Genomic DNA, 23191 nt, shown 5'->3' with positions numbered 1-23191 from the left:
GCTTTTTCTTTATAATCTAAGGCATATCTAATATATAGAGAGAGTTACAGTGATTATAACGGATGAATTAAATTACACTGATGAAGATACTGTCTGTTGTGGTTTTCTTGCTTATAACCAGGATCTTTCATCGCCCAGGCCGGCGGTTATGGTTGCACATGATTGGGGTGGGCGAGGTGAGGATGTGTGTAATAAAGCCAAACAACTCGCATCACTTGGTTATGTAGGCTTTGCCATTGATATGTATGGAATGGCGCAAACGGCTGTTGATAAGGTCGATAAAAGAGCGTTAATGACCCCATTGGTGAATGACCGACATAAACTAGTAAACCGTATTAAAGCGGCCTTTTACGCGCTAACTAAGTTACCTCAGGTTGACAAAAAAAACATTGCCGCCATTGGCTATTGTTTTGGTGGTTTATGTGTATTGGATTTGGCCCGCGCAGGTACGGAGGTGAATGCGGTCGTGAGTTTTCATGGTGTGCTCCATGCACCTCCTGATGCTACTGATAAACCGATTAAAACTAAGATTTTGGTATTACACGGTTATGATGATCCCTTAGTCAAACCGGAGCAGCTTAATCAATTTGCTGTTGAAATGACGGCACGCAAAGTCGATTGGCAAATTCATGTTTATGGTCTTACCGCCCATTCGTTTACTAATCCACTGGCGAATGATGATGAAATGGGATTGCATTACAATGCCCAAGCGGATTACCGTTCGTGGCAGAGTACAGAAGCCTTTTTAAACGAGGTTTTTAAGCAAAATTAGGTTATATTATAGTGTGAGTAATTTTGCGGCATTGCTGCAGATTAAATCCGTTTTTCTTTGGGGAGAGAGCTGTAACTCAGCAAAAAGGGTATTTGAATAATCCAGCCAATTTTCTATATCCATTTGATTTGTTTGTCCTAGATCCGAACTATAGATAACCCGTGGTGTTGTTGTTAAGAGCGCGGTAAAATCCTCTTTATCCTGATGTCCTAATAAATAGGTTAAGACTGTTTGTTCAACCCAAACAAATTCGTTTTTTACCAGTTCATTTAAGGCCGCAGCGTTTAGATTAACCAGTGGGTGTGCGGGCTGGTTTAAGAGTAAAGCGGGTACATTATAAGTAATACAGGCATCAATTAAGCTATAAATTTCTTCCGCTGAAGCATGTCCAGTCGTGAGTACAATTGGGTAATCATTTGCCATTTTTAAAATATCGATGGCATTTTTGCGTAATTTTTTTTGCCTATTAAACAGCGTTTCACCGTGCTGACTGTATTGGCTTAAATTAGGGTTAATTAATTGTCTTGATAATTTGGATGGAAAATGGCGACCCGTTATTGTTGGAAAGTGAACCAGCATCTTTGCCGCAGTTACTGGTTGATACTCATTTAGAGCATGCAAGATGACCCGGTAATTAATTCCTCCAGCCAGGTGGTTTAACACTAAGGAAGGAAAAACAGGTAAGCCTAATTTTTGCGCTAATGTTGCTTGGACACTCGTTCCCCCTAAATGGCTGGTTAAAAAGACTGCGCCGTTTAATGATTGATAAATTTGCCCGGCTTTAAGTGCGTGCCAACGCCGTTCATAGAGATCGGGACTTGCATGATAATGAATATCAATAAATGTATACTCAGTAAGTTTCATCACTTCTTTTTAGCACCCAACCAAGGTTGATCATAGCGATAATCGATTCGGGCTTGTTCCAGAGAAGCCCCCTCTTTAATTGCCGTAGCAATATTTTGTTCAGTTAATTTGATATTTTCTGCCTTGTTGAGAATATCAGTAAGTAAATATTGAGGAATCACTAATGCGCCATTATCATCGGCAAAAATAATATCCCCTGGGTTGATCGTCACCCCATTAATTAGCAAGGGACATTGTTCATTCACTTTGTGAATGCGGTTTTTACCTGAACGCATATAAATTCCACTGCAAAAGAGGGGGTAATTTACTGCGCGAATAAACGCAACATCACGTACTGCACCGTGGACTAGAGTACCTGCTATATCCATCTGTATTGCCATTTTGGTAAGAAGAGCACCCCAGGCCGTGCAATCAATGCGTCCCTCATTATCAATAACGATTATCGATTGTGCGGGTACGGCATCTATGTAATTCGCGGCATTCTTGAACGTACTACTTTGCTTAGCATTTGCTGCATAGCGTACGGTGTATGCTGGGCCAATAAGTTTCATGCCTGACTCTAATGGTTTAATATTCAGTAAGGCTCCTTCAACACCACAGGCATCAAGTGCGTCAGAAATTTCGGTGGTATTAAATGCGTGCAATTTATGCAATTGTGCCTCCAGCAAGTTCTCTTTATGTTTGCCGCTATTCACGTTGTTGAGGGTATGTAGACACTGATCGATAATCGCCTTTGCCATATCTGAAGTGCTGGCGTTGCCGCCTACATCATAGGTGACAAAACGTCCTTTATTCATAATAATGCTAATTGATTGTCTAATCAGTTGCGCTTGTTCTTCATAACCAAAATGCTGTAATAGCAAACTTATGGTTAAAAACATGGCGCTGGGATTGGCTTTGTTTGCGCCTATTCGTGGTGCGCTGCCATGAACCGGTTCGAAATAGCATTTTTTTGTCCCTATATTAGCACTTGGTGCAAATCCTAAACCGCCCATTACCCCAGCCCCTACATCGGATAAGATATCACCAAACATATTTTCAGCAACAATAACACCAAATTCCTCTGGACGTCTTACCAGCCATAGAGCAACGGCATCAACATTTAAAATATCTGCATGAATGTGCGGGTATTGATTGGCGGTGGCGTCAAAAATTTCGCGTGCAAATTCACTACTAAGGCGCAATACATTCGGCTTGTCTGCAAACGTTACGCGGTTCATTTTTTGGGTATTGGCATATTGAAAAGCATAGTGAAATAAACGTGTTAAGCCCGCAGTGGATTGCAAACGCAGCGCACAACTCATCTCATCAGCAGGAATAGATTGCCAATGCGGATTTTTATCAAGTAAATTAAGTATTGGTTCAGGTAGTGGATGGTAATCAAAACCGGCGTAGAGTCCTTCAGTATTTTCACGAATGATACAGAAATCAAATGGCTTGTTGGTATTTTTAAGCGAGAAACAGGGGCGTACGTTTGCATAGAGGTCTAAATTTTGTCTTAATGAAATAATTGGCGAAATATAGTTTAATTTTTGCTGCTGTAGTTCTTTGGTCAATTCATTGCGAGCTTCACGTTGAGGCTTGCTGGTAATGGCTCCTAATAAGATGGTATCTGCCTCATTAATTAAGTGCCAAGTCCGCTCCGGAATTGGTGTTCCTTCTGTTTGCCAATACGACCAGCCAATGTCACCTAGGGTTAAGTTTACGGGGATCTTTAGTGCATTAAATATAGGGATAGCGGCCTGTGTCACGTCAATACCGATGCCATCCCCAGGTAATACGGCAATATTAAGCTTCTTAGAGGGGTTCATTGTTTAAGGCCTTTAAGATAACTTTTTGGCAAAACAGACGGTTGTCTTGCAACATACGCATACTTGAATGAGGTACGATAATTAAATGCCCATTGTTTGGGGCAATGACATTATTGCTATTAACTAAATTAGAATCCGCACCAATTAAATGCAGATGCGCCACTTTATTTTCTTGCAAAATTGCGGTGGCATCGGTATTTAACACACGTGTTAATCCAAAAATTAAACGCTCATAAGCTTGCTCTTTATCGGGGGGAGCAATAGTTAATAACGGAGGCATTTTATTAGGATAAAAAACGGGTTGATACAGTGCGTTTAATGCTTCCTCAAGTTTTTTTTCTTGGCATAAACTAATTACTTTACCTAATTTTTCTGTAAGTGTGCTGTCAGCAAAAGTTGGTGTTGAAAATAAGATAATGGGCTTGTGTACTTTGGCAAAGAGTGAAAAACATTGCTGAATAATGACGCCACCAAATGAAAAGCCAAAAAAAGCATCGTAATTATCGATGTAGTGGGCTAATTTTTGTTCCCAAAGTTGGTAATAGGCCTTATTAGAAGCATCTTGCATGATGGACAGGGAGTCTAGGTAGTCAATCGTGTAGTCTTCATCAAGAAAAGATAAGGTGTTTGCAATAGAAGCCATGTCTTCAGGTTGCGCCGAAACCGGTCCAATAGTTATTATTTTTTTCTTTTGCATTGGGACTCCAAATTAAGCTATATATTGTTTAGGACGATGAGGGCGGGGACATGTACTTGGCTTTATAAGTTTTTAGATCTGCAGTAGATAAATCAGTAACCCCGCGGATAAATTCATCCATTTCAAGGGCTTCATGGCCTATTTTTAACACATCCCGTACGTAATTTGCGGCATATAAAATGTCGTGTAAATCATATTTTTTTATATTAATTGCATGTAGATAAGCAATGAAAAATTCGGTTTTTAAGTTGCCTGTTCCTTTTCCCATGCCCGCAAGTGAGGCATCAATGAAATGAACTCCAGCATTCATGGCGGCTAAAGCATTTGCTTGTGCTAAACCTATATTATCATGGGCGTGAAAACCAAATGGTATGGCATATTGATTAATATAGCGGTCATAAATTTCGTTAATGCGAGAGGGTAATAAACTACCATTGGAATCAGCAAAATAAATAATGTCAGGTTGCTGTAAGCTTGCTTCTGCAATTACTGCGTCTAATTCAGCATTCGTGTAATAGGAGATGTGAATAAAGTTAATTGAAACTTCTAAACCTATTTGTTTGGCTATTTTGATTACGGGAATTGCTGAGGAAAAATGGTCTTTTGCAATACATATGCGTAATAAATCAACGCCACAATTTTTTAATTCCAGAAGATCATCCTGGTTCACATTTTCAGGATGAGCCATAACGGCCATTTTGGCGTTTAAAATTAAGGCGCGGCAAAAGAGCAGGTACTCCTTATCGCACCATCCAGCACGGCCTAAATTATTAATTGGATGCAATGAGCCATTGCGATAACCAATTTCTATGTATTCAATCCCTGAGCGATCAAGAGCAGGGAGAATTTCTTCCAATGCACCGTCTTGAAAGTGAAAATTAGTGCGATGCCCACCATCTCTTAGCGAGGCATCCAGAAGTTGTATTTTTTTGTTCATATCGTACCTTTTGATAGTAGCAAATAAACAATAGCTAAAATGATGGCGACTATGAAACTTCGTACGTAAAAAGCCGTCTGTTTATTAAAGTATAGCGAACATAAATAGGCAAAGGGATGACGATAGATAAAATAACGCATAATTTTCCGGGTCACGAGATTGGGAGGGCCATACATGGGGACTTCGTGAATACGGATGCTGGGAACGTCATTTGCTTCAATAATGACTCCAGAGGGATATTCGATTGGTGTATTGGTGATATCAGTGCACTGTACGTCAATACCTACTAATTTTAAGCTTAAGGTATTGGCAACTCGAATCATTAATTGATTATTTTCTTTACATATTTTCTTGCCCAAGGTTTCATAGGTACCGCCGCGAGTCGCATTGCTGGTATAACCTAAGGCAACATGCTCACCGCTTTTAGGCACATAATCAACGTGAAGATTCTGCTCTTTAAGACAAATATATGCTTCTTGATCCAGAACAATGGGTCCTAAAAACTCATTAATTCTTTTGCGCTCTTTATTGGTTATGCTAACCAATTCTTCGATATTATGATGACCATCCCCAATGATATGCGCCGGATGACGTAGAATAACACCGAGTATGAGTTGATTAAAAACTAAGACGCGATACGAGTTTAATTGAGCATGGAATTCCTCAACGATGACCAAGGTGTATGTGGTAAACGCTTGGCTTAAAGCGCTGCGTAATTCATCGAGCGTTTGCACGTTGCACAAAACCCCTTGCCCACGCCTTTCATTTAGGGGCTTTACTACAAGTGGGAAGTTTAAGTGTTTTATCGTTTGGATAAAGGCATCATTTGCCAGTTCGTCATCACTCACTAATGCGGCTTTAGGTACAGGAATCTCCGCCTCTTCTAATATGCGGTTAGCAATAAATTTATGTCGGGCAATGCGGGTACTACTTGATTTGTTAATTGGGGGTTCAGCGCCACAAAAAAAATAATGGTATTTATTGAGTATGAGTTCAAAGCCCTCAAGTTCCTGGATTGGTTTTACCGGTAAGCAAAGGGCTTGAGCACTTTTATAATAACGTAAAGCATTCCCGTTGATAGCTATACCCCTTGGCGTTTATTGCTGATAGTCCTTTGCTCCGGCAATAATCAATTTATAGACACGCTCACTAATAATGCCTTGTTCAAATTTGTTTTTGGCATCCCACGTCATGAGTTGACCTTTTTGGCGTACTAATTTACGTGTAGCGGAAGTAACATCATTGGGATCGCTCTCGAGCAGGATGTCTCGAACTTCTTCGTCAAAAACCAAATATTCTCTAAGCGCAACCCGTTTTTCATCCACGGTGGGTACTAGTTTCTGCCAAATACACAGTCTGATTGTTTCCAGAATATCAATGGTTCGACCCAAGCGTTCTTCCCCGGAAAATGAGGTTACTAGACGGCGCATGGTTTCTGCCACACCTGAGGTGTGCAAGGTGGTGTAAACAGGGTGTCCTGTAAGTGCGGCCTCAAGTGCGGCACTGATTGTTTCTGCATCCCGACACTCGCCTACCATGATTAAACGAGGCTTACGTCGTAAGGCATTTCTAACTCCATCAGCAAAACTAGGCAAATGCCGGGGAATTTCTGACTGACTGACTACAGAAGAAAGCGTTTCAATTTCATCATAGACGAATTCAATTGGTGATTCATAGGTTAAAACTTTACGGTTTGAATCTTCTTTTTCAATCAGGTCACGAATAATTGATGCTAACAGGGTTGATTTACCCGAACCCGTTGCACCCGTAATAAACACTATACCTTCCTGAGGTGCCACGGCTTCAAGCACATTATCAGGTAGATGCATGGTTTCAAGTTTTGGGGGCGTTGTGGGAATGGTTCTTAAGGTAATTTGAATTGCATCATGACCTTCTACCAGACATGCGGTGCCATTAACCCGGTAACGATATCTAACGCCGCGATTAGGGCGAAATTCATAGTGGGTATCAATGTCTTTACCTGAAAGCAGTTGTGTCGTCGCATTAGGACCATAAATCGCATTAATTAAATCACCAAGCTCCGTATTCGAGAGGCGACGATTTGTGATCCGTAGCAATTTACCATAAACCTCAGCATAAATCGGTTCACCGGTTTGTATGGTGATATCCGACGCATTTAAACGTTCAGTATGCTCAAGCATTCTATCCATAAATAATGGCGTAAAACGTGTTGGTTCATCAGACATTAAATTTAAATTGGTCATAATTTTTTAATCAGTTTGTTGGCGTAATTGTTGGCTGCCAAGATTTGTTTGTTATGATAATTTTAGATTGATTTGCCAATTTTTCCATGTTTTTAAATTGCTCCAAGGCATTTTCATCTTTGGCAACGGCTGCTCGCCATTCACTACTGTTTATATTCAGAGCCGGTAAGGCCGTGATTCTTAGCACACGATCATCAATACGAATCTCAGACGCATCACCAGTTACCCCTAAGTCCGTATGCGAAACATAAGGAGGAGACACCATGTTCATTGCTAATAATTTTCGATAAAGGATCATCCCACCAAAATCTTCTTTGATGCGGGCTATGTTTTCTTCAAGAATGATATTGGCTTGTTCAACGCCATTTTTCCAGCCTTTGGCGGTGTACATGCACCAGATTTTCTTTTCGACCTTTGTTTTTGGAAGCAAGGTATAATTTGGATACTCTGGTTTCACATAATCCAGCCATAAATATTGGCGCCAGGTTGGCGGTGTAGTCACAAAATGTGCTTGTTTGGATACCTTATAAGTACGGTCAGCAACGCGGATGTTTTGTGCATCGGCAAGATTTAATGTATTGCGACCTTCAAGCAATACTGGCGGTAAAATATTGTGTTCTAAGACCAACGAATTAAAATCATAAATGGTATCAAGTGTTCGGCTTTGTTTGGTTAGTTGTTCATCGATAATTTTTGCACGTGCGGCCAAACCGGCCTGAGCACCAAGACTCAGAGCCGTTTCTTTAAGCGCCATTTGGCGAAACTTACCGGCCTGTCTCTTGGTTTTTTGTTTGACGCTTGTATTCGCCATAGCTTGAATACCGGCTAATGAAGCGGTGTCCCCCATATAGCCTGAGGATTTTGCGCATGCCAGCAGTAAAGCGGACAACAGAACTGTGAGACTAAGAGTAAATTTTGGCATAACGTAATTCAACAACCTGACTGTTAGGATAAACGTGAATAGAAGCTTTTATTCCTGCTTGATAATCAATATCACGTAGAATTTCAGCTAAACTTTGATCTTTAATCGTAAGGCTAATTAAAATAGGAATTGCTGGAACTTTTCCTAAGATCCGTACTTTATAATGAGCCGCTTTCGCAATCCGGGAGGTTAATTCTTCTATTGGACCAGACCAATCAACACTTGCTCGAGCTTGGAGATTATAAGCATTAGGGATTGTTAACGTATTGTCTTTATGTGGTGGCACAACGACCTTTTCAATGCGCGCCATCTCATGCATTGAATCACTTACAGATACAGCCGCTTCAGCCAACTTAATTGTGGCATCGTCACTTGGGTTGTTTACTGGTGGCTTTTTAAATAGGCCTGTAGACTTACAACTGACAAGTAGGAGTGAAGCAATAAACAGCATGACAAGCTTGTTGTTCATTCAAAATTCTTTTTTGGCTAATAATATTGGTTTGATTGAAACAGGAGCTAGGCTCCTTGTCAAGCTTATCGAGGTGAGTAATTCAATAAATTTCTTTTCTAATATTAGTTGGTTACTTTAATTAATGACAGTTTGAACAAAGAATAGATCGCAGCTTTATTTTAAAGCACTTTGCTCAAGAAGAGCACACTGTTTTCACGGTGGAACAAATAGCGTTATCGTTTTTTAAATAAGCCATATAAAACCTGTCCAGCTTGCTTGAGTTTAATTTGTTGCCACTGTTTTTCATCCATATCAATTGATGTAGGCGATTCGAGATAAACCAATCCCCCCTGAACGAGAATATCGTTTTGTGCTAAGTCTGTGATGCATTGCGGAAGATAACTATGGGCAAAAGGTGGATCGAGAAAAATAAGATCAAATTGGTCTTTGCTTGTTTGCAGATAATGCTGGGCATCCATATTTAAAAGTTTTAAAATAGGGCTATTAAATGCATGAATTATTTTCTGCAAATTAGCATGGGCTTGCGGTGATTTTTCGACCAATACTACCTGGGAGGCGCCTCGGGAAAAGGCTTCCAGGCCTAAAGCCCCGCTGCCGGCAAAAGCATCCAGACAGCGTGCATCTCTTATATCGTGCATTAACCAGTTAAAGAGGGTTTCACGCACGCGGTCAGGCGTAGGTCTTAAACCGTCTACATTGGGGAAATGTAGTTTTTTCCCCCGATACTGGCCACCTATAATTCGAATTTCTTGTTTCAAGATTGTCCCACCGTAACAAGGAGTAATTTATCTGGACTCACTTGTTGCTTGAATGCCTCCTTGATCTCATCATGAGTGACGGCATTGATTCGCGTTACATAAGTATCCAAATAGTTATCCGGTAAATGATAAAAAGTCATGCGTAGCAATAAGGTCGCAATCGTCCGATTGCTGGCTAAGGACAGTGGGAAGCTGCCAGTAAGGTATTGTTTTGCCGCTGCCAATTCCTTCTCGCTAGGACCATTACTGATGTAATTATGTAACACTTTTTGGATAATATCCAAGGCTTGTTGGGCTTGTTCATTGCGGGTAGATAGGCTAATCAGAAATGGGCCTTCTCCGGGCATCGGTGCAAATTGGCTATCGACGCCATAAGTTAAGCCACGTTTTTCACGTACCTCAACTGCTAAACGCGAAACTAAAGAGCCACCACCTAAAATATAGTTACCAACCATCAGCGGGAAGTAGTGTGGATTTTGATGATCAATGCCAATTTGACCAAGGCGTATCATGGTTTGTGATGAAGGAAAGGCCGTATTGAGTTTTTCTGCTTGTGCTAATGGTGCTGCTTGTGCAATCGGGGGGGCTGGTGTGCCTTTGGGCAATTCCTGGGTAAGTTGCTCGGCAAGTTGGTGTGCTGTTCGGCTATTGATGCTACCGACCATAACCAGTACGGCATTAGTACCCACATAATAACGATGATAAAACTCTATTAATTGGTTTTTAGTGATCGCATTGAGTGTTTCTTTGGTGCCATTGACTGGATGTGCATAAGGGTGTTGCTGATATAAGGCGTTAAAGAATTTGAGGTCGGCAACTTCTTCTGGAGATTCTTGGCCTTGTTCAATTGCCATTAGTAATTGTTTTTTCTCACGTGTAAAGGCTTCATCAGGAAAGTCTGGATGATTAACAATGTGCGCAAACGTGGTGCTTGATTGTGCTAATGCGTCTTTGCTGGCTAGGGTTCGAAGATTTAAAATGACCATATCGCGGCTGGTTTCAATGCTAAATTGCGCACCAGTGTCTGCTAAAGCCTCAGCAATAGCGGTTGCATCTTGTCCCGCATTTCCTTGATTTAACATATGACTGGTTAATGAACTTAGGCCATAGTGTTGGCCATCGTACGATGAGCCTGCAGCAAAGGCCAGGCTCACATCAAGCATTGGCACTTCTTTTGCAGGGTAAAAGACTACTTGCACACCATTTGCGGTGCGCCATTTCTCAGTTTTAAAAGTATTTGCGGCCACAGTTTGTGATAGGCTAATGGCCAGTGCCATAAGGCTGGTGCTAAAAATTCTCATGGGTTCACCTTCGGTTGCGTTTCGGGTTCCAATGTGGCTACAGTCATATTATTTTCTTGAAAATAGCGTTGCGCAGTTTGTTGAATCTGTTCTGCGGTTACGGCATTTATTGCCTGCGTATAATCATCTGCTTTTTTCCAACCTAGACCTACCGTTTCTAACAAGCCTAATTCATTGGCTTGCCCGAAAATAGAGTCTTTTTCATAAGTTTTTTGCGCAATGATTTGATTTTTTATGCGTTGCAATTCTTTAGCACTAACCACCGTTTTTTTCAAATCCTCTAATTCGGCGATCAAGCCATTTTGCAAGATGCTAATCTGTTCATTTTGTGTTGGCGCACCATAGACAATGAATTGCGTTTGATAACGGGTATAGAGGTTGTAATAGGTACTAGCACCTGTTGCAATGTGTTTGCCGCGAATCAGATTTTTAGCAAAACGAGCGCTTTCTCCTGCGTCCAAAATTCCCGCGATGATTTCTAAGGCATAAGGTTCAAACGCATTTTTTGCCATGGTAACGCCAGGTACTGAGTAACCAAGCATGACAATTGGTAATTTAGCACGGCTTTTCACATGCACGGATTTTTTACCTAAGGTCGGTGGTTCTTCTTGCTGTTTACGTTGTGGAATGATGCGTTTTTCCAGGGCACCAAAATAATGTTCCGCTAAAGTATGGACTTGTTCTGCATTAACATCACCAACAACAACTAAAGTTGCATTATTCGGCGCGTAATAAGTTTCATACCATTTTTTTAGATCGTTCACCGTCATTTGCTGCAGATCACTCATCCATCCTATTACTGGATGATTGTAGGGCGCTGCTAAATGGGCTGTTGCCAAAAAGCGTTCAAAGGCAAGCGCTTGGGGATTATCATCTGTTCGCAAACGACGTTCTTCTTGGATTACTTTGATTTCTTTGGCAAATTCATCGGCATTAAGCAATAAATTATTCATGCGATCCGCTTCCAATTCGAAGCTGGTTGCTAGCTGCGCTGCCGCGGTTTTTTCAAAGAAAGCTGTGTAGTCATTGTTGGTAAATGCATTTGATTGACCGCCAATTGCTGCAATTTTCTTAGAAAAGACACCTAAAGGGTATTTAGGTGTCCCTTTAAACATAAGGTGTTCAATTGCATGGGAAACCCCGCTAATACCGCCTGGTTCATCGGCCGAGCCGACGTTATACCAAATCATGGACACGGCGATTGGGGCACGATGATCTTCTTTAACTAATATTTTTAATCCATTATTCAAGGTATACTCTTGAACTTGGCTGAAGGTCTGGCAAGATAGTACCATTAATAGAGTGATGAGTATTTTGCGCACAAATTAACCTCAAAGCAAAAAAGATGATAGAATTTCACATTTTTTAGGATTTGTACACTAATATGATTAAATGGTTTAAACGAAGCCACGAAAAAAGCCCGCCCACAAGCGATGTTTCCGCGGAAATTATAGCGCCTTTACCCGAGGAGCCTAAACACGCTGTTGAGGCCGAACCTGAAACCACGAAACAAGGTATTTTTGCCCGTTTCCGCAAAGGTTTAAGCAAAACCCGTCATCAATTAGGGGACGGCATTGGCCGTTTGTTGCTGGGCAAAAAAAGAAATCAGCCAAGATTTACTGGATGAACTGGAAACGCTGTTAATCAGTGCTGATTTAGGTATCGATACGACTCAGGATGTACTCAAGCAATTAACCGAAGGTTTGCAGCGCAAGCAATTAGCGAATGGTGATGCAGTCTATGAGGCATTGAAAGCGCATTTGCAAGCGATTTTAGCCACAGATAATGATCCACTTACGTTGCAAACTGTAGATCATGCGCCTTTTGTTATCTTGATGGTCGGCGTTAATGGTGCGGGTAAGACAACAACGATTGGTAAATTAGCGAAGCAATTCCAACAGCAAGGTAAAAAGGTCATGTTGGCTGCCGGTGATACGTTTAGAGCCGCAGCGGTAGAACAGCTGCAGGTGTGGGGCGAACGTAATGATATTCCGGTGATCGCACAACACACTGGGGCAGATAGCGCCTCGGTTATTTTTGATGCTTTACAGGCTGCGAAAGCTCGTAAAATAGACGTCTTAATTGCGGATACTGCAGGGCGTTTACATACCCAAAGTAATCTTATGGATGAATTGAAAAAAGTAAAACGAGTTTTGCAGAAACTTTGTCCCGAAGCGCCCCATGAAACAATGTTGATCTTGGATGCAAGTATCGGGCAAAATGCCTTGGTGCAGGCTCGACAATTTCATGAAGCGGTCACGGTGACGGGCATTACCATGACTAAGTTGGATGGAACCGCGAAAGGCGGAATATTATTTGCAATTGCAAACGAACTGGGAATCCCTTTTCGTTATATAGGGATTGGTGAAGGGATTGAGGATTTACGTCCCTTTGATGCAGAACAATTTGTTGGTGCCTTGTTTCATGATCACATTTGACCAAGTCAGTAAACGTTATCCTGGTGGTTTTGAGGCGTTAAGTCATGTCAATTTTTCTTTGCAAAAAGGTGAAATGGCTTTTCTTACCGGTCATTCTGGGGCTGGGAAAAGTACCTTATTGAAATTAATCGCCCTTCTTGAGTGGCCTACATCCGGACAGTTGATGGTTAACGGTTTGCGTTTGAATCATTTGAAACATCGTGATGTGGCTGCGCATCGCAGTCAATTAGGCATTACTTTCCAATCGCCGTATCTACTCAATGATCGCACCGTTTTTGATAATGTGGCTTTGCCTTTGCAAATTCAAGGAACTCCTTACCCGATGATTGCCAAACGTGTGCACGCTGCTTTAGATATGGTTGGCTTATTGGCCAAAGAAAAGATACTTCCATCGCATTTATCTGGGGGGGAACAACAACGCGTGGGGATTGCGCGCGCGGTAGTGCATAAACCAGCATTACTTCTAGCCGATGAACCTACAGGTAATTTAGATCCCAAACTTTCTAACGAAATTATGGCTCTTTTTGAACAATTTAATCAAGTTGGGGTAAGTGTGCTGATTGCTACGCACGATTTACCCTTAATCGCACGGATGAAACATCGTATTGTTATGCTCAAAGGAGGGCGTTTGTCGTGATCAAAAAACTGCGCTCATTTTTGGTCTATCATTTTCAAGCCGCAACCCAAAGTTTAAATTATTTATGCAATAAGCCCATCGCAACGTTGATGACGTCTGTGGTTATTGCGATTGCTTTGGCCTTACCTGCTCTTTTTTGGGTGTTTAGCGATAATATGGCTAAGCTTACCGCGCATTGGCAGCGTGGCGGACATATTTCGCTTTATTTAAAACCCAAGTTGACCGAAGCAGAACAGCTGCAGGTACTACAGCGTGTACGTGAAACAGAAGGTGTTGGCCAAGCTTCTTTAAAATCTTCGGTTGATGGTTTATCTGAATTAACCCAACAAGAAGGGATGCAGGATATCATGCGCTATCTTCCTGAAAACCCTTTGCCCGCAGTAATTAATGTACTCCCGGCGATGGCTGTTGATTCACCGGCGAAATTGGATTTATTATCACGTCAATTTCAAGTGATACCGGAAATTGAGCAAACAAAGATTGATATGGAATGGATACGACGTCTTGATGCGTTACTTGGTTTTGCGGCCAATTTTGCAAATGCCTTATTAGCCTTGTTAGCTCTGGCAGTGGTTTTTATCATTGGCACTACTTTACGATTGGCCTTACACAGTCGGCATGAAGAGATACAAGTCTTAAAATTAATTGGTGCCAAAGATCAATTCATACTGAGACCTTTTTTGTATTCAGGGGCATGGTATGGGGCCATTGGCGCAATTTTTGCAGTTTTTTTAGTAAATATTTTTATATTAAGTTTAGGGATGGCGGTTAACCAATTGGCTTCTGTATATCAAATGCACTATTCGCTCGATCTTTTGTCAGCAAGGCAGGTCTTGCTACTTATTACATTTGCTATTATACTGGGATGGTTAGGGGCAGGTTTGTCGGTAAAACGACAGCTGGCGTCTATCGAACCGCAATTGTAGTTTTTTAAAGTCTTAGCACTAGAGGAAGTAGTATGAGTCAACAGTTGCAACTAGCTGCAATGAATTTACCTGTGGGTAGTCTTGACGCCTATATTCATAGAGTCAATCAAATTCCTATGTTAACGATGGAGGAGGAGATCGCCTGCGCGGAGCGTTTTCATTCTGAAGGGGATATCGAGGCGGCTCGACGCTTGGTTCTTGCTCATTTGCGTTATGTTGTCCGTGTAGCACGCGGCTATTTAGGATATGGTTTGCCTTTAAATGATTTAATTCAAGAGGGCAATGTTGGTTTAATGAAAGCGGTAAAGCGTTTTGATCCTAAAATGGGTGTGCGTCTTGTGTCCTTTGCTGTCCATTGGATTAAAGCCGAAATTCATGAGTTCGTATTGCGCAATTGGCGTATTGTCAAAATTGCCACGACGAAAGCACAGCGTAAATTATTTTTTAATCTTCGCCAAATGAAAAATCGTTTGGGTTGGTTTAGTAATGAAGAAGTCGCCGCTGTTGCCAAAGATTTAGGCGTAAGCACGGATGAGGTTTTAGTTATGGAGCAACGTCTGAATGCGATGGATGCTCCTTATGATGCCCCTGATGCTGATGATAATGATGATTTTCATATGGCACCTGAGCGTTATTTGTTTAATGTTAATGATGACCCCGCTTTGGTATTAGAAAAAGAAAGCACAGGCGATCGAGGTCGTGAGCAACTTTTGCTTGCCTTAGAGCAGCTTGATGAGCGTAGTCAGGATATTTTGCAACAACGTTGGTTAGCCGATGATAAATTAACGTTACATGACTTGGCTGAAAAATATGCTATTTCTGCTGAGCGTGTTCGCCAACTTGAAAAAAATGCCATGAAAAAATTGCGCCAATTCATCGAGGCTTAACGTCCTCATATCGATCTATCATTGTAGGTTGGTGCTAAACTTTGTTTAGCACCAACCTACAATAACGATTCCTCTTCAGTCAATGGATTTAACCTCAACACTGGCTCAGTAGGAAATTCTTTTTTGTCCTTGAGTTTAGGGCCTTGAACAAAAAAAGTGGCCAATAAAAGCACGAGTAAAAAAACTAAAATCCAACTCATCAAGTAAAAACAATCATCTAAAGCCAGGGCAGTTGCTTGGCGGTTGAGGTAATAACTTAATTGGGCAAATGAATGTTTTCCATGCAGTTGGACTTGCTGTGCTTGTGTTAAAAAGTGTTGCGTTGTAGTTGAAAATTCAGTTAAACGACTACCTAAACGCTCGTAATAAAATACTTGGCGACGGTGCCAAAGTGTCACAAACAGCGCCACACCAATACCACTACCAAAAAGTCGGATTATATGAAAAAAATTTAAACATTCCGGGAGTTTGTTTTTGGGAAAAGTTTGTGCGGATAAACGAAAAAGAGGGGCAAGAAATGAAACAAGTCCTATTCCAGATAAAATTCGTGAACCGGCAATTCGTTCGAAATTAATTCGCACATCGAACGTCGTCGTGTAAAAGCTTGAAACAATTAAAAAAATTAAGGAGAGGGCTAAAGGAATGCGCGGATCATAGCCTTTATAGTGGACAAGAATGGGGATCCACGCGCCCAGAACAGTGATTCCTATGGATAAAATAACCCATAAAGGACTGTAATTAACATAAAGTCTTAGCCACAATGAAAGGAGAATGATCATGCCAAAATAAATGGCAAAAAGAAGACTTACATTGAGCATGGCTAAAGAAAAATACATATTTTTAAGGAGCCTAAACTCAATCAATGGGTGCGCGGAGCTAAGGCAACGTACAATAAAAAATAGGAAACTTAAACTGCCGGTGATGACGAGAAAACAAAGTAAAGGGGAGCGAAACCAATCTAACTCTTGGCCGGTGGTTAATGCGGTGCCAATGAAGAGGACGCTGATGACAAACAAAAAATAGTTAACAGTATCAAATGCTACGTTTTTTGCTGCTTTAGTGTAATGTTTTCTGTAGCCATACCCCACATAGATAATTAAGAAAAGACAGTAAATGATGTGTGAAAAGAACAGTAGGCGCCAATTATGGTAAAAGGCAATCCAGCCGCCCCAACTTGCGGCAAGCACAGGACCTAACGAGAAGCAAAGCAACAATAGGGAGGTGACAAATCGTTTATCTTTTTCGGGCGCTAAATCGGGAATAAGCGTGTAGGTAATTAAGATATAAAGCGGTCCTGAGGCAATGCCCTCTAATAAACGAAATAAAATAAAAGTAAAATAATCTGTAGCCATACCACATTGCCAAGAAAAGAACATCATTAAGCTCAAACAGGCCATATAGAGTTGAATGGGATTTAAGCGAGTACTTCCAGGTTTTCCTAAGGGCACACCTAACATGTTCCCAATACAAAAAAAGCTTACTGCATAGGAGCTCATGTAGGTAGTGCCACCTAAGTCATCGACGATGTAAAGACCTGCCATGAGCGGTAACGTAAGATTAAATATTACGGCTGCAAGGGAAAAGACCAGGGCATAGAGAATCATTTATTTTTTGCCGTCTAGGTGAATTTCGTTGAAGGCAAAGGATGTTTGTGCATATTTTTGCAAATTAGGATCCATATTGGTAGCAATAATATGCGTAATCAGTTCCTTAACGCCTAATTCCTCCTTTTGGAAAATATTCGTGGTGTATCGTGGTGATTCTATATCCGGAGCATTAACGTAGGCGCCACTTTGATCGGATAGATCGGCCGTAGCTTCTAAGGACAAACCAACACGTAATGGATATTTTTTTAATTCATCGGGATTAAGCGCAACACGAACGGGTAGGCGCTGCACGATTTTAATCCAATTTCCCGATAAGTTTTCTGGTGGCAATAAGGCAAAAGTATTGCCTGCCGCACCTGGTAAGCCGACGATTTTGCCATGAAAGACAACAGAGTTTCCATAAAGATCAGACGTTAGGTTGACTGGCTGACCAATGCGGATGTTTTTCAATTGTGTTTCTTTAAAGTTGGCGTTAACCCATATTTGATTTAGCGGAATCACCGACATAAGGGCATCATTAGGAGAAAGCCACATGCCAACTTGAATTGTTCGCTGCGCTATCAGCCCATCTACTGGTGCATAGATTTTACAGCGATAAAGTTGTACCCAGGCATCACGTACTTCTTGAGCGGCGGCTTGCACTAAAGGATGTTCTGTAACCGAAGTGCCTTGGATAAAGGCTAACATTTTTTGATAATTACTCTTCGTACTTTCCAAGGAAGCAGCACTGGCATGAAGGTCATCCACCGCATTTTGATAGTCTTCTAAAGAGACACCTTTAACGCGAATCACACCCTCGCGATGCCTGAAATTTTGTTTGGCTTTTAAATGCTCGGCCTTTTTCATTTTAATGTCGGAGGCAAGTATAAATACATTATGTACCGATTGGCAAACATCGCGAACTGTTTGTGCAAGTTTTTGTTTTGCTTTTTCCAGGGCGATTAAAGAGTCTGTTTCATTTAAGGTAACGAGGAGTTGCCCTTTTTTTACAAAATAGCTGTCATCAGTATAAATACCGGTAACAAAACCATTACGTAATGATTTAATCGTGACTAAATTACCCTGAACATAAGCATCAGTAGTGTATTCTTGATATCGCCACACAAACAGCCAATAGAAAAAAAAGAAGTAAAAAAATAATGAGGATAACCACGATAACGCCATAATGATGCACTCGTTTTTTCATAATTCGTTTGGTCATATTTTTTTTACCAAGGGAACCTGGGGTTGATGGTAACCACCCCCCAAGGCTTTAGTTAATTTAATGGAAGCTAAGTATTGGTTATAGAGCAGCATAATCTTAACTAGTTCTGTCTGAATCAGTTCCTCTTGTAATGCATAAACAGCAAATTGGCTATCTAAACCTTTCTGGCTTCGTAAATGCACCAAGTGATAACGTTGTTCTGCATAATGCACGATTTCATCTTGTTCTCTATTATGCTGATAAGTTGTTTGTGCAAAAACCAATACATCAAGTATCTCTTGGGTGCTCCGTAAGAGCAAATTGTTATAGGCGAAAATTGCAGCATCAAACTCTGCTTTTGTTGCTCTAATATTGGCGCGAATTGCACCTGCAGTAAAGATTGGTAAATGAATCGCTGGTTTCAGACCTGCGGTACTACTGGCTATCTTGAAAAATTTTGCCCATGCCAGACTTTCTAGGCCAATAAAGCCAACGAGATTGACATTAGGGTAATAGGCAGACATTGCGGCCCCAGTTTTGTAGGCCCAGGCTTTGGCACGCCAAATCTGTGCCATTAAATCAGGTCGACGTGCAATGAGGTCCAACGAAATGGTGGCGGGGATTTGTAAGCGTTGTGGTAATTGGGGCAGTCTACTTGTCATTGTTAAGGGGCTATCTGGTCCTCGTCCTGCAAGCACATTAATCAGATGCTGATTATTACTTAATTCTTCGTTGATACTGGCAAGTAATTTATTTGCTTCTAAGACATTTTCTGCCGCAGTAAGTGCTGGTAGCCGTGAAGAGAGTCCTTTGCGAAGAAGTAGGTTATGTAAGTGAGCTACTTGGGTACGTAAATTAACTAGTTTTACATATAAGTGTTTGCGCATCAGGTTGGTTTTATAGGCAAAATAAGCTTGGCTAAGGGCGGTGGTTATAATGAGTTTAGTTTCCGCCGCCTCTGCCTTTTGAGCTTTTGCTTTACCTATCGCCTCACTCAATAGATTGCGATTTTGCCCCCAAAAATCAAACTCATAACTAAAGGACAGAGATAGGTCTAACAGGGTGGCATTTAATGGAAGCGATGGATTGAACGCACGAAACAAGCCATTTTTACTTAAATATTGTCGTGTTTCCGTGGCATCAAAGAATACCAAGGGAAAGAGGATAGAGCGCATAACCATTGCTTCTTGTTGGGCAACAGTAATTCGACTATAAACTTCTTGAATGGATGGATTATTGGTTAAACTTTCGCTAATTAAAGCATTTAATTCGGGTGACTGATAATCCAACCACCATTGTTGTGCCGGCCATTTTCCCGCCGCAAAAATCGTTCGCTGGCTCAAGCTTTTGTCAATGGCTTGCTTGATATTTGGTGGCGCTTGGAGATGCTCCAGTTGGCTTTTGGTAGGTAAGGATATTTTGCACCCACTTAGTACACCTAAGCATAGGCAAAAAAATATCCTTATAATGCGTGTCATGGGCACTTCCTTCGACATCCACTATGGAAAGCAAGTTACTAGTTTAAACACATATTTTCGATTGGAACAAGGCTAGAAGCGTTCTCATTTCAAAAAATCACAAACCAAATGCTCCACTCGTTCATCCATCAATACACTGACATGATTGGCATCAGGTAAGATGCGCAAATCCGCATTTTGATAGGTTCTACAAAAGCGGATGGATTCTTTGGGATTAATGGTTTCATCTAATCCCCCATGGATGCATAAAAAGGGAATATTTGGATTTTGAGAAACAAAATGATGTAAACGCACACGGCTTAAATTTATTTTTGCCTGATCCTGCACCAGGTTGCGAAGATACAGATAGCCTTGACCACTTAATTTTAACTTTTTTGCAACGTGATTAACGGGACCACGCATTTGCGTTGGTGAAGCAATTAATACCGCACGCTCAGGTTTATGCTTTAACTGCCAATCAGGGAGTTGTCCAGCGATATTTAATGTATTCAATAGCATAGAGCCACCAAATGAGTGGCCAATAACACCATAAAAGGGACCATATTGGTTTAAGGTTTCTTTGATGACGGCTACGGCATCTATCCACGGTAATTGCAATCCTTTTGCCTCACCATGAGCGGGGAAATCAATAGCATAGACTTCATAACCTTGTTGGTGTAATGCATCACTTAAACGCACCATATAAGCGGCTCGTGACATCCAGCCATGGGTAATTAGAATTTTTTTGCCGTTCGTATTACCCTGAGGTGTGAAATGATGCAATACATGATGGCGAGGATGTTCTGCATGAATTACCTCACTTCGTTTTATTTCCAACAATTCACAAGCTCGTTTTGCAAAATCCCGGTATTCTTTTTCGATTGGAAAATGAATGGGGGTAATAAATACCTGATAACAGAATTGAGCATGCAACATATCCTTAACGTGCGCTAATGATGCAGTTATCATAATGTTAACTCCATGTGTTTACTTCTAGTTTAGACCAATTTTTATGATGAGGCTAAAGTTATACATTATGTAACTTCTCTCGTCATCTCGAATAACACGAGGGAGCACTTGATGTAGGAACAGTGCCACTACTTCGGAGATCTTTGGTGTTGTCCGGGACGATTTTTCTTCTTTTATTGAGAAATTATCAAATTACTGGACATTTATTTTGATTAACTTAGACTATCAATACTATTTATTTCAGGGATAGTATATGCATACTTCAAATTATATTTATCACCAGGGTGAACAGGAATTACATGGCTTTTTAGCCTATGATGAGACTCATAAAAAAGCTCGTCCTGCAGTGATTGTGGCTCATGATTGGTCCGGGCGAGGGGAATTTGCCTGTCAAAAAGCCACCCAGCTTGCAACGATGGGCTATGTTGGTTTCGCTTTAGATATGTTTGGTCAAGCACGCTTAGGTGCAACTACCGAAGAAAAATCAGCGCTAATAGAGCCTATAATGGCGAATCAAGCCTTATTGCGTGCGCGGGTGACAGCTGCTTTGCATGCTGTTTGTTCCATGCCAGAAGTCGATAAGCAACGAATTGCGATTATTGGCTTTTGTTTTGGTGGTTTGTGTGCTCTTGAATTGGCTCGCTCTGGAGCTGATATTAAAGGTGCGGTAAGTTTCCATGGTTTGTTACATAAGCCAGGAATAATGGAATCAGGAATAATTAGAGCGAAAATTTTAGCGTTACACGGCTATGATGATCCCATGGCTAAACCCGAAGTTGTCCATGCTTTTTGCCAGGAAATGACCGCGGCAAAAGTGGATTGGCAAATGCATATGTATGGCTTGGTGCAACATGCATTTACTAATCCGCAGGCACATGATACGCAATTAGGCCTTGTCTATAATGCGGGAGCGGCTAAGCGCTCCTGGTTAGCAATGACTAATTTCTTGCAGGAAATATTCGAAGCAACAGACTCATCCTTGGGTTAATCGTACTTGATTTGTTGGGTCTTCTGGCCCAACTTGCACTGAATGATTAATATCAATACAGGCCTGGAAAAAATATCTAACTAAGACTGTCGCATGTCGTGTGATAAAGAATTATAATCCGCTGAAATTGGCTCTGTTTCTGTGTTTTTTTTCATAAGCCTTTTACTATTGATGCTAAATATAATATATTTAATATAGCGTGTTTTACTCGCCTCTTTTTTAAATAAGCAATAAAATCAATAAAAATGTAGAAAAATGGTGCATTTAGCAGGAGCCAGCCAACTTGAGTTTTTCATTCGGTGATAACACTATGCAGTTGCATCATTTTTTTGAGCGGTCAGCTGATCGCCATCCCAGCAATATTGCTCTAATTTGCGATAATGCTTTTATTTCCTATCAAGAATTAGAATGCCGTGCTAACCAATTAGCGCATTATCTTCATCACAAAAACATCGTAAAGGGCTGTATTGTTGGTATTCTTTTAGAGCGTTCCGTGGAGTGCTATGTTGCTATTTTAGCAACACTTAAGGCTGGAGCCGCCTATGTTCCTATTGAAGTGGATTATCCTGAGGAGCGGATCAATTATATTTTTTCCGATCTTCCTTTTGATGTGGTTTTAACCTCCACGACGCAATTAGCGCAAAAAAAATTGGCATGGCCAAAGACTTTTGCAATGGATACACTCAGTGATGTGCTTTCCCAACAGTCCACAAAACGCTTAACATTGACTCCCAGTGCGGATGATGTGGATGCCCTGTGCTATGTAATTTACACTTCAGGTTCAACCGGTAAGCCTAAAGGTGTAGAAATTCCCCAGGGCAGTATTTGCCATTATGTGAAAGAAGCCAGTGCACTTTATGAGATGAGCAGCAGTGATCGGGTGTATCATGGTTTTTCTTTAGCGTTTGATGCGTCTTTAGAAGAATTTTGGATGGCATTTGCTAATGGTGCCGCATTAATAGCCTGTACTGCTAAAGAAGTACGTTCAGGTCTTGGTTTAATCTCCTTTTTGCAGCAACATCAAGTAAGTGTTTTTCTACCGTACCTACGTTGTTGTCCACATTAGAAGGACAACTGCCTGATTTGCGTTTATTAATTTTAGGTGGTGAAACCTGCCCGGTTAGTTTAGTGAAGCATTGGAGCAGGGACGGTTTACGAATTATCAATACCTATGGTCCTACGGAAGCTACGGTCATTGCTACTTATGCGGAATGCCATCCTGAAAAAGAGGTGACCATTGGTCAGCCATTGCCTGGTTATGAAGTACTCATTGTTAATGAGCATTTACAAGAAGTAACCCATGGTGAAGAAGGGGAGTTATGTATTGGTGGTCGTGCTTT

The 23191-nt window shown here is 41.1% G+C and carries 20 protein-coding genes and 2 pseudogenes; 7 read left to right on the top strand and 15 right to left on the bottom strand.

What is annotated here, in order from left to right; translation table 11 throughout:
* The first annotated feature begins 49 nt into the window (after positions 1-49).
* Positions 50-772: a dienelactone hydrolase family protein gene (locus LDG_RS14045; RefSeq protein WP_006872082.1), complete on the top strand. Its 723-nt coding sequence runs from the start codon at positions 50-52 to the stop codon at positions 770-772.
* A gap of 6 nt (positions 773-778) precedes the next feature.
* Here LDG_RS14045 and LDG_RS14040 read toward each other — a convergent pair whose 3' ends face one another.
* From LDG_RS14040 to LDG_RS13990, 11 genes are all read right to left on the bottom strand, one after another.
* Positions 779-1636, bottom strand: a complete 858-nt coding sequence (locus LDG_RS14040) for a DUF6282 family protein (RefSeq protein ID WP_006872081.1) — start codon at positions 1634-1636, stop codon at positions 779-781.
* Entirely contained in the window at positions 1636-3447 is a 1812-nt protein-coding gene (locus LDG_RS14035) for an isocitrate/isopropylmalate family dehydrogenase (protein ID WP_006872080.1), read from the bottom strand. Before LDG_RS14035 ends, LDG_RS14040 begins: the two co-directional genes overlap by 1 nt.
* Complete coding sequence (locus tag LDG_RS14030; RefSeq protein ID WP_006872079.1) at positions 3434-4144, bottom strand: hypothetical protein; 711 nt, start codon at positions 4142-4144, stop codon at positions 3434-3436. Before LDG_RS14030 ends, LDG_RS14035 begins: the two co-directional genes overlap by 14 nt.
* A gap of 28 nt (positions 4145-4172) precedes the next feature.
* Positions 4173-5081: a beta/alpha barrel domain-containing protein gene (locus tag LDG_RS14025; RefSeq protein WP_006872078.1), complete on the bottom strand. Its 909-nt coding sequence runs from the start codon at positions 5079-5081 to the stop codon at positions 4173-4175.
* Positions 5078-6070, bottom strand: coding sequence for a UDP-N-acetylmuramyl peptide synthase (locus tag LDG_RS14020; protein WP_083821475.1), 993 nt, complete (start codon positions 6068-6070; stop codon positions 5078-5080). The genes LDG_RS14025 and LDG_RS14020 overlap by 4 nt, the downstream gene beginning before the upstream one ends.
* Positions 6071-6178: 108 nt before the next feature.
* Positions 6179-7288, bottom strand: coding sequence for a Dot/Icm type IV secretion system ATPase DotB (gene dotB, locus LDG_RS14015; protein WP_040536066.1), 1110 nt, complete (start codon positions 7286-7288; stop codon positions 6179-6181).
* A gap of 28 nt (positions 7289-7316) precedes the next feature.
* Complete coding sequence (locus tag LDG_RS14010; RefSeq protein ID WP_040536002.1) at positions 7317-8228, bottom strand: type IV secretion system DotC family protein; 912 nt, start codon at positions 8226-8228, stop codon at positions 7317-7319.
* Positions 8209-8697 (bottom strand): type IVB secretion system lipoprotein DotD, encoded by a 489-nt coding sequence (gene dotD / locus LDG_RS14005; protein ID WP_040536000.1) that lies wholly within the window; start codon positions 8695-8697, stop codon positions 8209-8211. Before dotD ends, LDG_RS14010 begins: the two co-directional genes overlap by 20 nt.
* A 215-nt stretch (positions 8698-8912) precedes the next feature.
* On the bottom strand, positions 8913-9458 hold the full coding sequence (gene rsmD, locus LDG_RS14000) for a 16S rRNA (guanine(966)-N(2))-methyltransferase RsmD (RefSeq protein ID WP_006872071.1): 546 nt from the start codon (positions 9456-9458) through the stop codon (positions 8913-8915).
* Positions 9455-10759, bottom strand: coding sequence for a M16 family metallopeptidase (locus tag LDG_RS13995; protein WP_006872070.1), 1305 nt, complete (start codon positions 10757-10759; stop codon positions 9455-9457). Before LDG_RS13995 ends, rsmD begins: the two co-directional genes overlap by 4 nt.
* Entirely contained in the window at positions 10756-12081 is a 1326-nt protein-coding gene (locus tag LDG_RS13990; RefSeq protein WP_040535998.1) for a M16 family metallopeptidase, read from the bottom strand. Before LDG_RS13990 ends, LDG_RS13995 begins: the two co-directional genes overlap by 4 nt.
* Before the next feature lie 125 nt (positions 12082-12206).
* Here LDG_RS13990 and ftsY point away from each other — a divergent pair.
* The 4 genes and pseudogenes from ftsY to rpoH all read left to right on the top strand — a co-directional run bounded on the left by ftsY (position 12207) and on the right by rpoH (position 15647).
* Positions 12207-13197: pseudogene (gene ftsY / locus LDG_RS13985) on the top strand (signal recognition particle-docking protein FtsY).
* Positions 13184-13834 carry a cell division ATP-binding protein FtsE gene (ftsE, locus tag LDG_RS13980; protein WP_006872067.1) on the top strand — a complete coding sequence of 217 codons (651 nt, stop codon included), beginning with the start codon at positions 13184-13186 and terminating at the stop codon, positions 13832-13834. Before ftsY ends, ftsE begins: the two are co-directional and overlap by 14 nt.
* Entirely contained in the window at positions 13831-14760 is a 930-nt protein-coding gene (ftsX, locus tag LDG_RS13975) for a permease-like cell division protein FtsX (protein ID WP_006872066.1), read from the top strand. Before ftsE ends, ftsX begins: the two co-directional genes overlap by 4 nt.
* Before the next feature lie 32 nt (positions 14761-14792).
* Positions 14793-15647 carry an RNA polymerase sigma factor RpoH gene (gene rpoH, locus LDG_RS13970; RefSeq protein ID WP_006872065.1) on the top strand — a complete coding sequence of 285 codons (855 nt, stop codon included), beginning with the start codon at positions 14793-14795 and terminating at the stop codon, positions 15645-15647.
* Positions 15648-15703: 56 nt separating this feature from the next.
* Here rpoH and LDG_RS13965 read toward each other — a convergent pair whose 3' ends face one another.
* The 4 genes from LDG_RS13965 to LDG_RS13950 form a co-directional block, all read right to left on the bottom strand.
* Entirely contained in the window at positions 15704-17251 is a 1548-nt protein-coding gene (locus LDG_RS13965) for an MFS transporter (protein WP_006872064.1), read from the bottom strand.
* Complete coding sequence (locus LDG_RS13960; protein ID WP_006872063.1) at positions 17252-18418, bottom strand: efflux RND transporter periplasmic adaptor subunit; 1167 nt, start codon at positions 18416-18418, stop codon at positions 17252-17254.
* A 33-nt stretch (positions 18419-18451) separates the two neighbouring features.
* Complete coding sequence (locus tag LDG_RS13955) at positions 18452-19915, bottom strand: efflux transporter outer membrane subunit (protein ID WP_006872062.1); 1464 nt, start codon at positions 19913-19915, stop codon at positions 18452-18454.
* A gap of 84 nt (positions 19916-19999) precedes the next feature.
* Positions 20000-20863: an alpha/beta hydrolase gene (locus LDG_RS13950; protein ID WP_006872061.1), complete on the bottom strand. Its 864-nt coding sequence runs from the start codon at positions 20861-20863 to the stop codon at positions 20000-20002.
* A 253-nt stretch (positions 20864-21116) separates the two neighbouring features.
* On the opposite strand from LDG_RS13950, the gene LDG_RS13945 reads away from it, so the two are divergent.
* Together LDG_RS13945 and LDG_RS20375 are read left to right on the top strand one after the other, a co-directional pair.
* Complete coding sequence (locus tag LDG_RS13945; protein ID WP_006872060.1) at positions 21117-21851, top strand: dienelactone hydrolase family protein; 735 nt, start codon at positions 21117-21119, stop codon at positions 21849-21851.
* Positions 21852-22161: 310 nt separating this feature from the next.
* Positions 22162-23144, top strand: a pseudogene (locus LDG_RS20375) (AMP-binding protein); the annotation flags it as partial.
* Positions 23145-23191 lie beyond the last annotated feature (47 nt).

This window comes from Legionella drancourtii LLAP12, assembly GCF_000162755.2.
In the GTDB taxonomy this organism is placed as follows: Bacteria; Pseudomonadota; Gammaproteobacteria; order Legionellales; family Legionellaceae; genus Legionella; species Legionella drancourtii.
This window is presented reverse-complemented; position numbering and strand designations above follow the sequence as displayed.

Excerpts from the sequence above, each read along its gene's own strand:
- LDG_RS13950 (WP_006872061.1), bottom strand. The coding sequence starts at position 20,863 with ATGATAACTGCATCATTAGCGCACGTTAAGGATATGTTGCATGCTCAA.
- LDG_RS13945 (WP_006872060.1), top strand. The coding sequence starts at position 21,117 with ATGCATACTTCAAATTATATTTATCACCAGGGTGAACAGGAATTACAT.
- LDG_RS13960 (WP_006872063.1), bottom strand. The coding sequence starts at position 18,418 with ATGGCGTTATCGTGGTTATCCTCATTATTTTTTTACTTCTTTTTTTTC.
- LDG_RS13965 (WP_006872064.1), bottom strand. The coding sequence starts at position 17,251 with ATGATTCTCTATGCCCTGGTCTTTTCCCTTGCAGCCGTAATATTTAAT.
- LDG_RS14035 (WP_006872080.1), bottom strand. The coding sequence starts at position 3,447 with ATGAACCCCTCTAAGAAGCTTAATATTGCCGTATTACCTGGGGATGGC.
- LDG_RS13995 (WP_006872070.1), bottom strand. The coding sequence starts at position 10,759 with ATGAGAATTTTTAGCACCAGCCTTATGGCACTGGCCATTAGCCTATCA.
- dotD (WP_040536000.1), bottom strand. The coding sequence starts at position 8,697 with ATGAACAACAAGCTTGTCATGCTGTTTATTGCTTCACTCCTACTTGTC.
- LDG_RS14040 (WP_006872081.1), bottom strand. The coding sequence starts at position 1,636 with ATGAAACTTACTGAGTATACATTTATTGATATTCATTATCATGCAAGT.
- rpoH (WP_006872065.1), top strand. The coding sequence starts at position 14,793 with ATGAGTCAACAGTTGCAACTAGCTGCAATGAATTTACCTGTGGGTAGT.
- LDG_RS14010 (WP_040536002.1), bottom strand. The coding sequence starts at position 8,228 with ATGCCAAAATTTACTCTTAGTCTCACAGTTCTGTTGTCCGCTTTACTG.
- LDG_RS14025 (WP_006872078.1), bottom strand. The coding sequence starts at position 5,081 with ATGAACAAAAAAATACAACTTCTGGATGCCTCGCTAAGAGATGGTGGG.
- dotB (WP_040536066.1), bottom strand. The coding sequence starts at position 7,288 with ATGTCTGATGAACCAACACGTTTTACGCCATTATTTATGGATAGAATG.
- LDG_RS13955 (WP_006872062.1), bottom strand. The coding sequence starts at position 19,915 with ATGACACGCATTATAAGGATATTTTTTTGCCTATGCTTAGGTGTACTA.
- ftsE (WP_006872067.1), top strand. The coding sequence starts at position 13,184 with ATGATCACATTTGACCAAGTCAGTAAACGTTATCCTGGTGGTTTTGAG.
- LDG_RS14030 (WP_006872079.1), bottom strand. The coding sequence starts at position 4,144 with ATGCAAAAGAAAAAAATAATAACTATTGGACCGGTTTCGGCGCAACCT.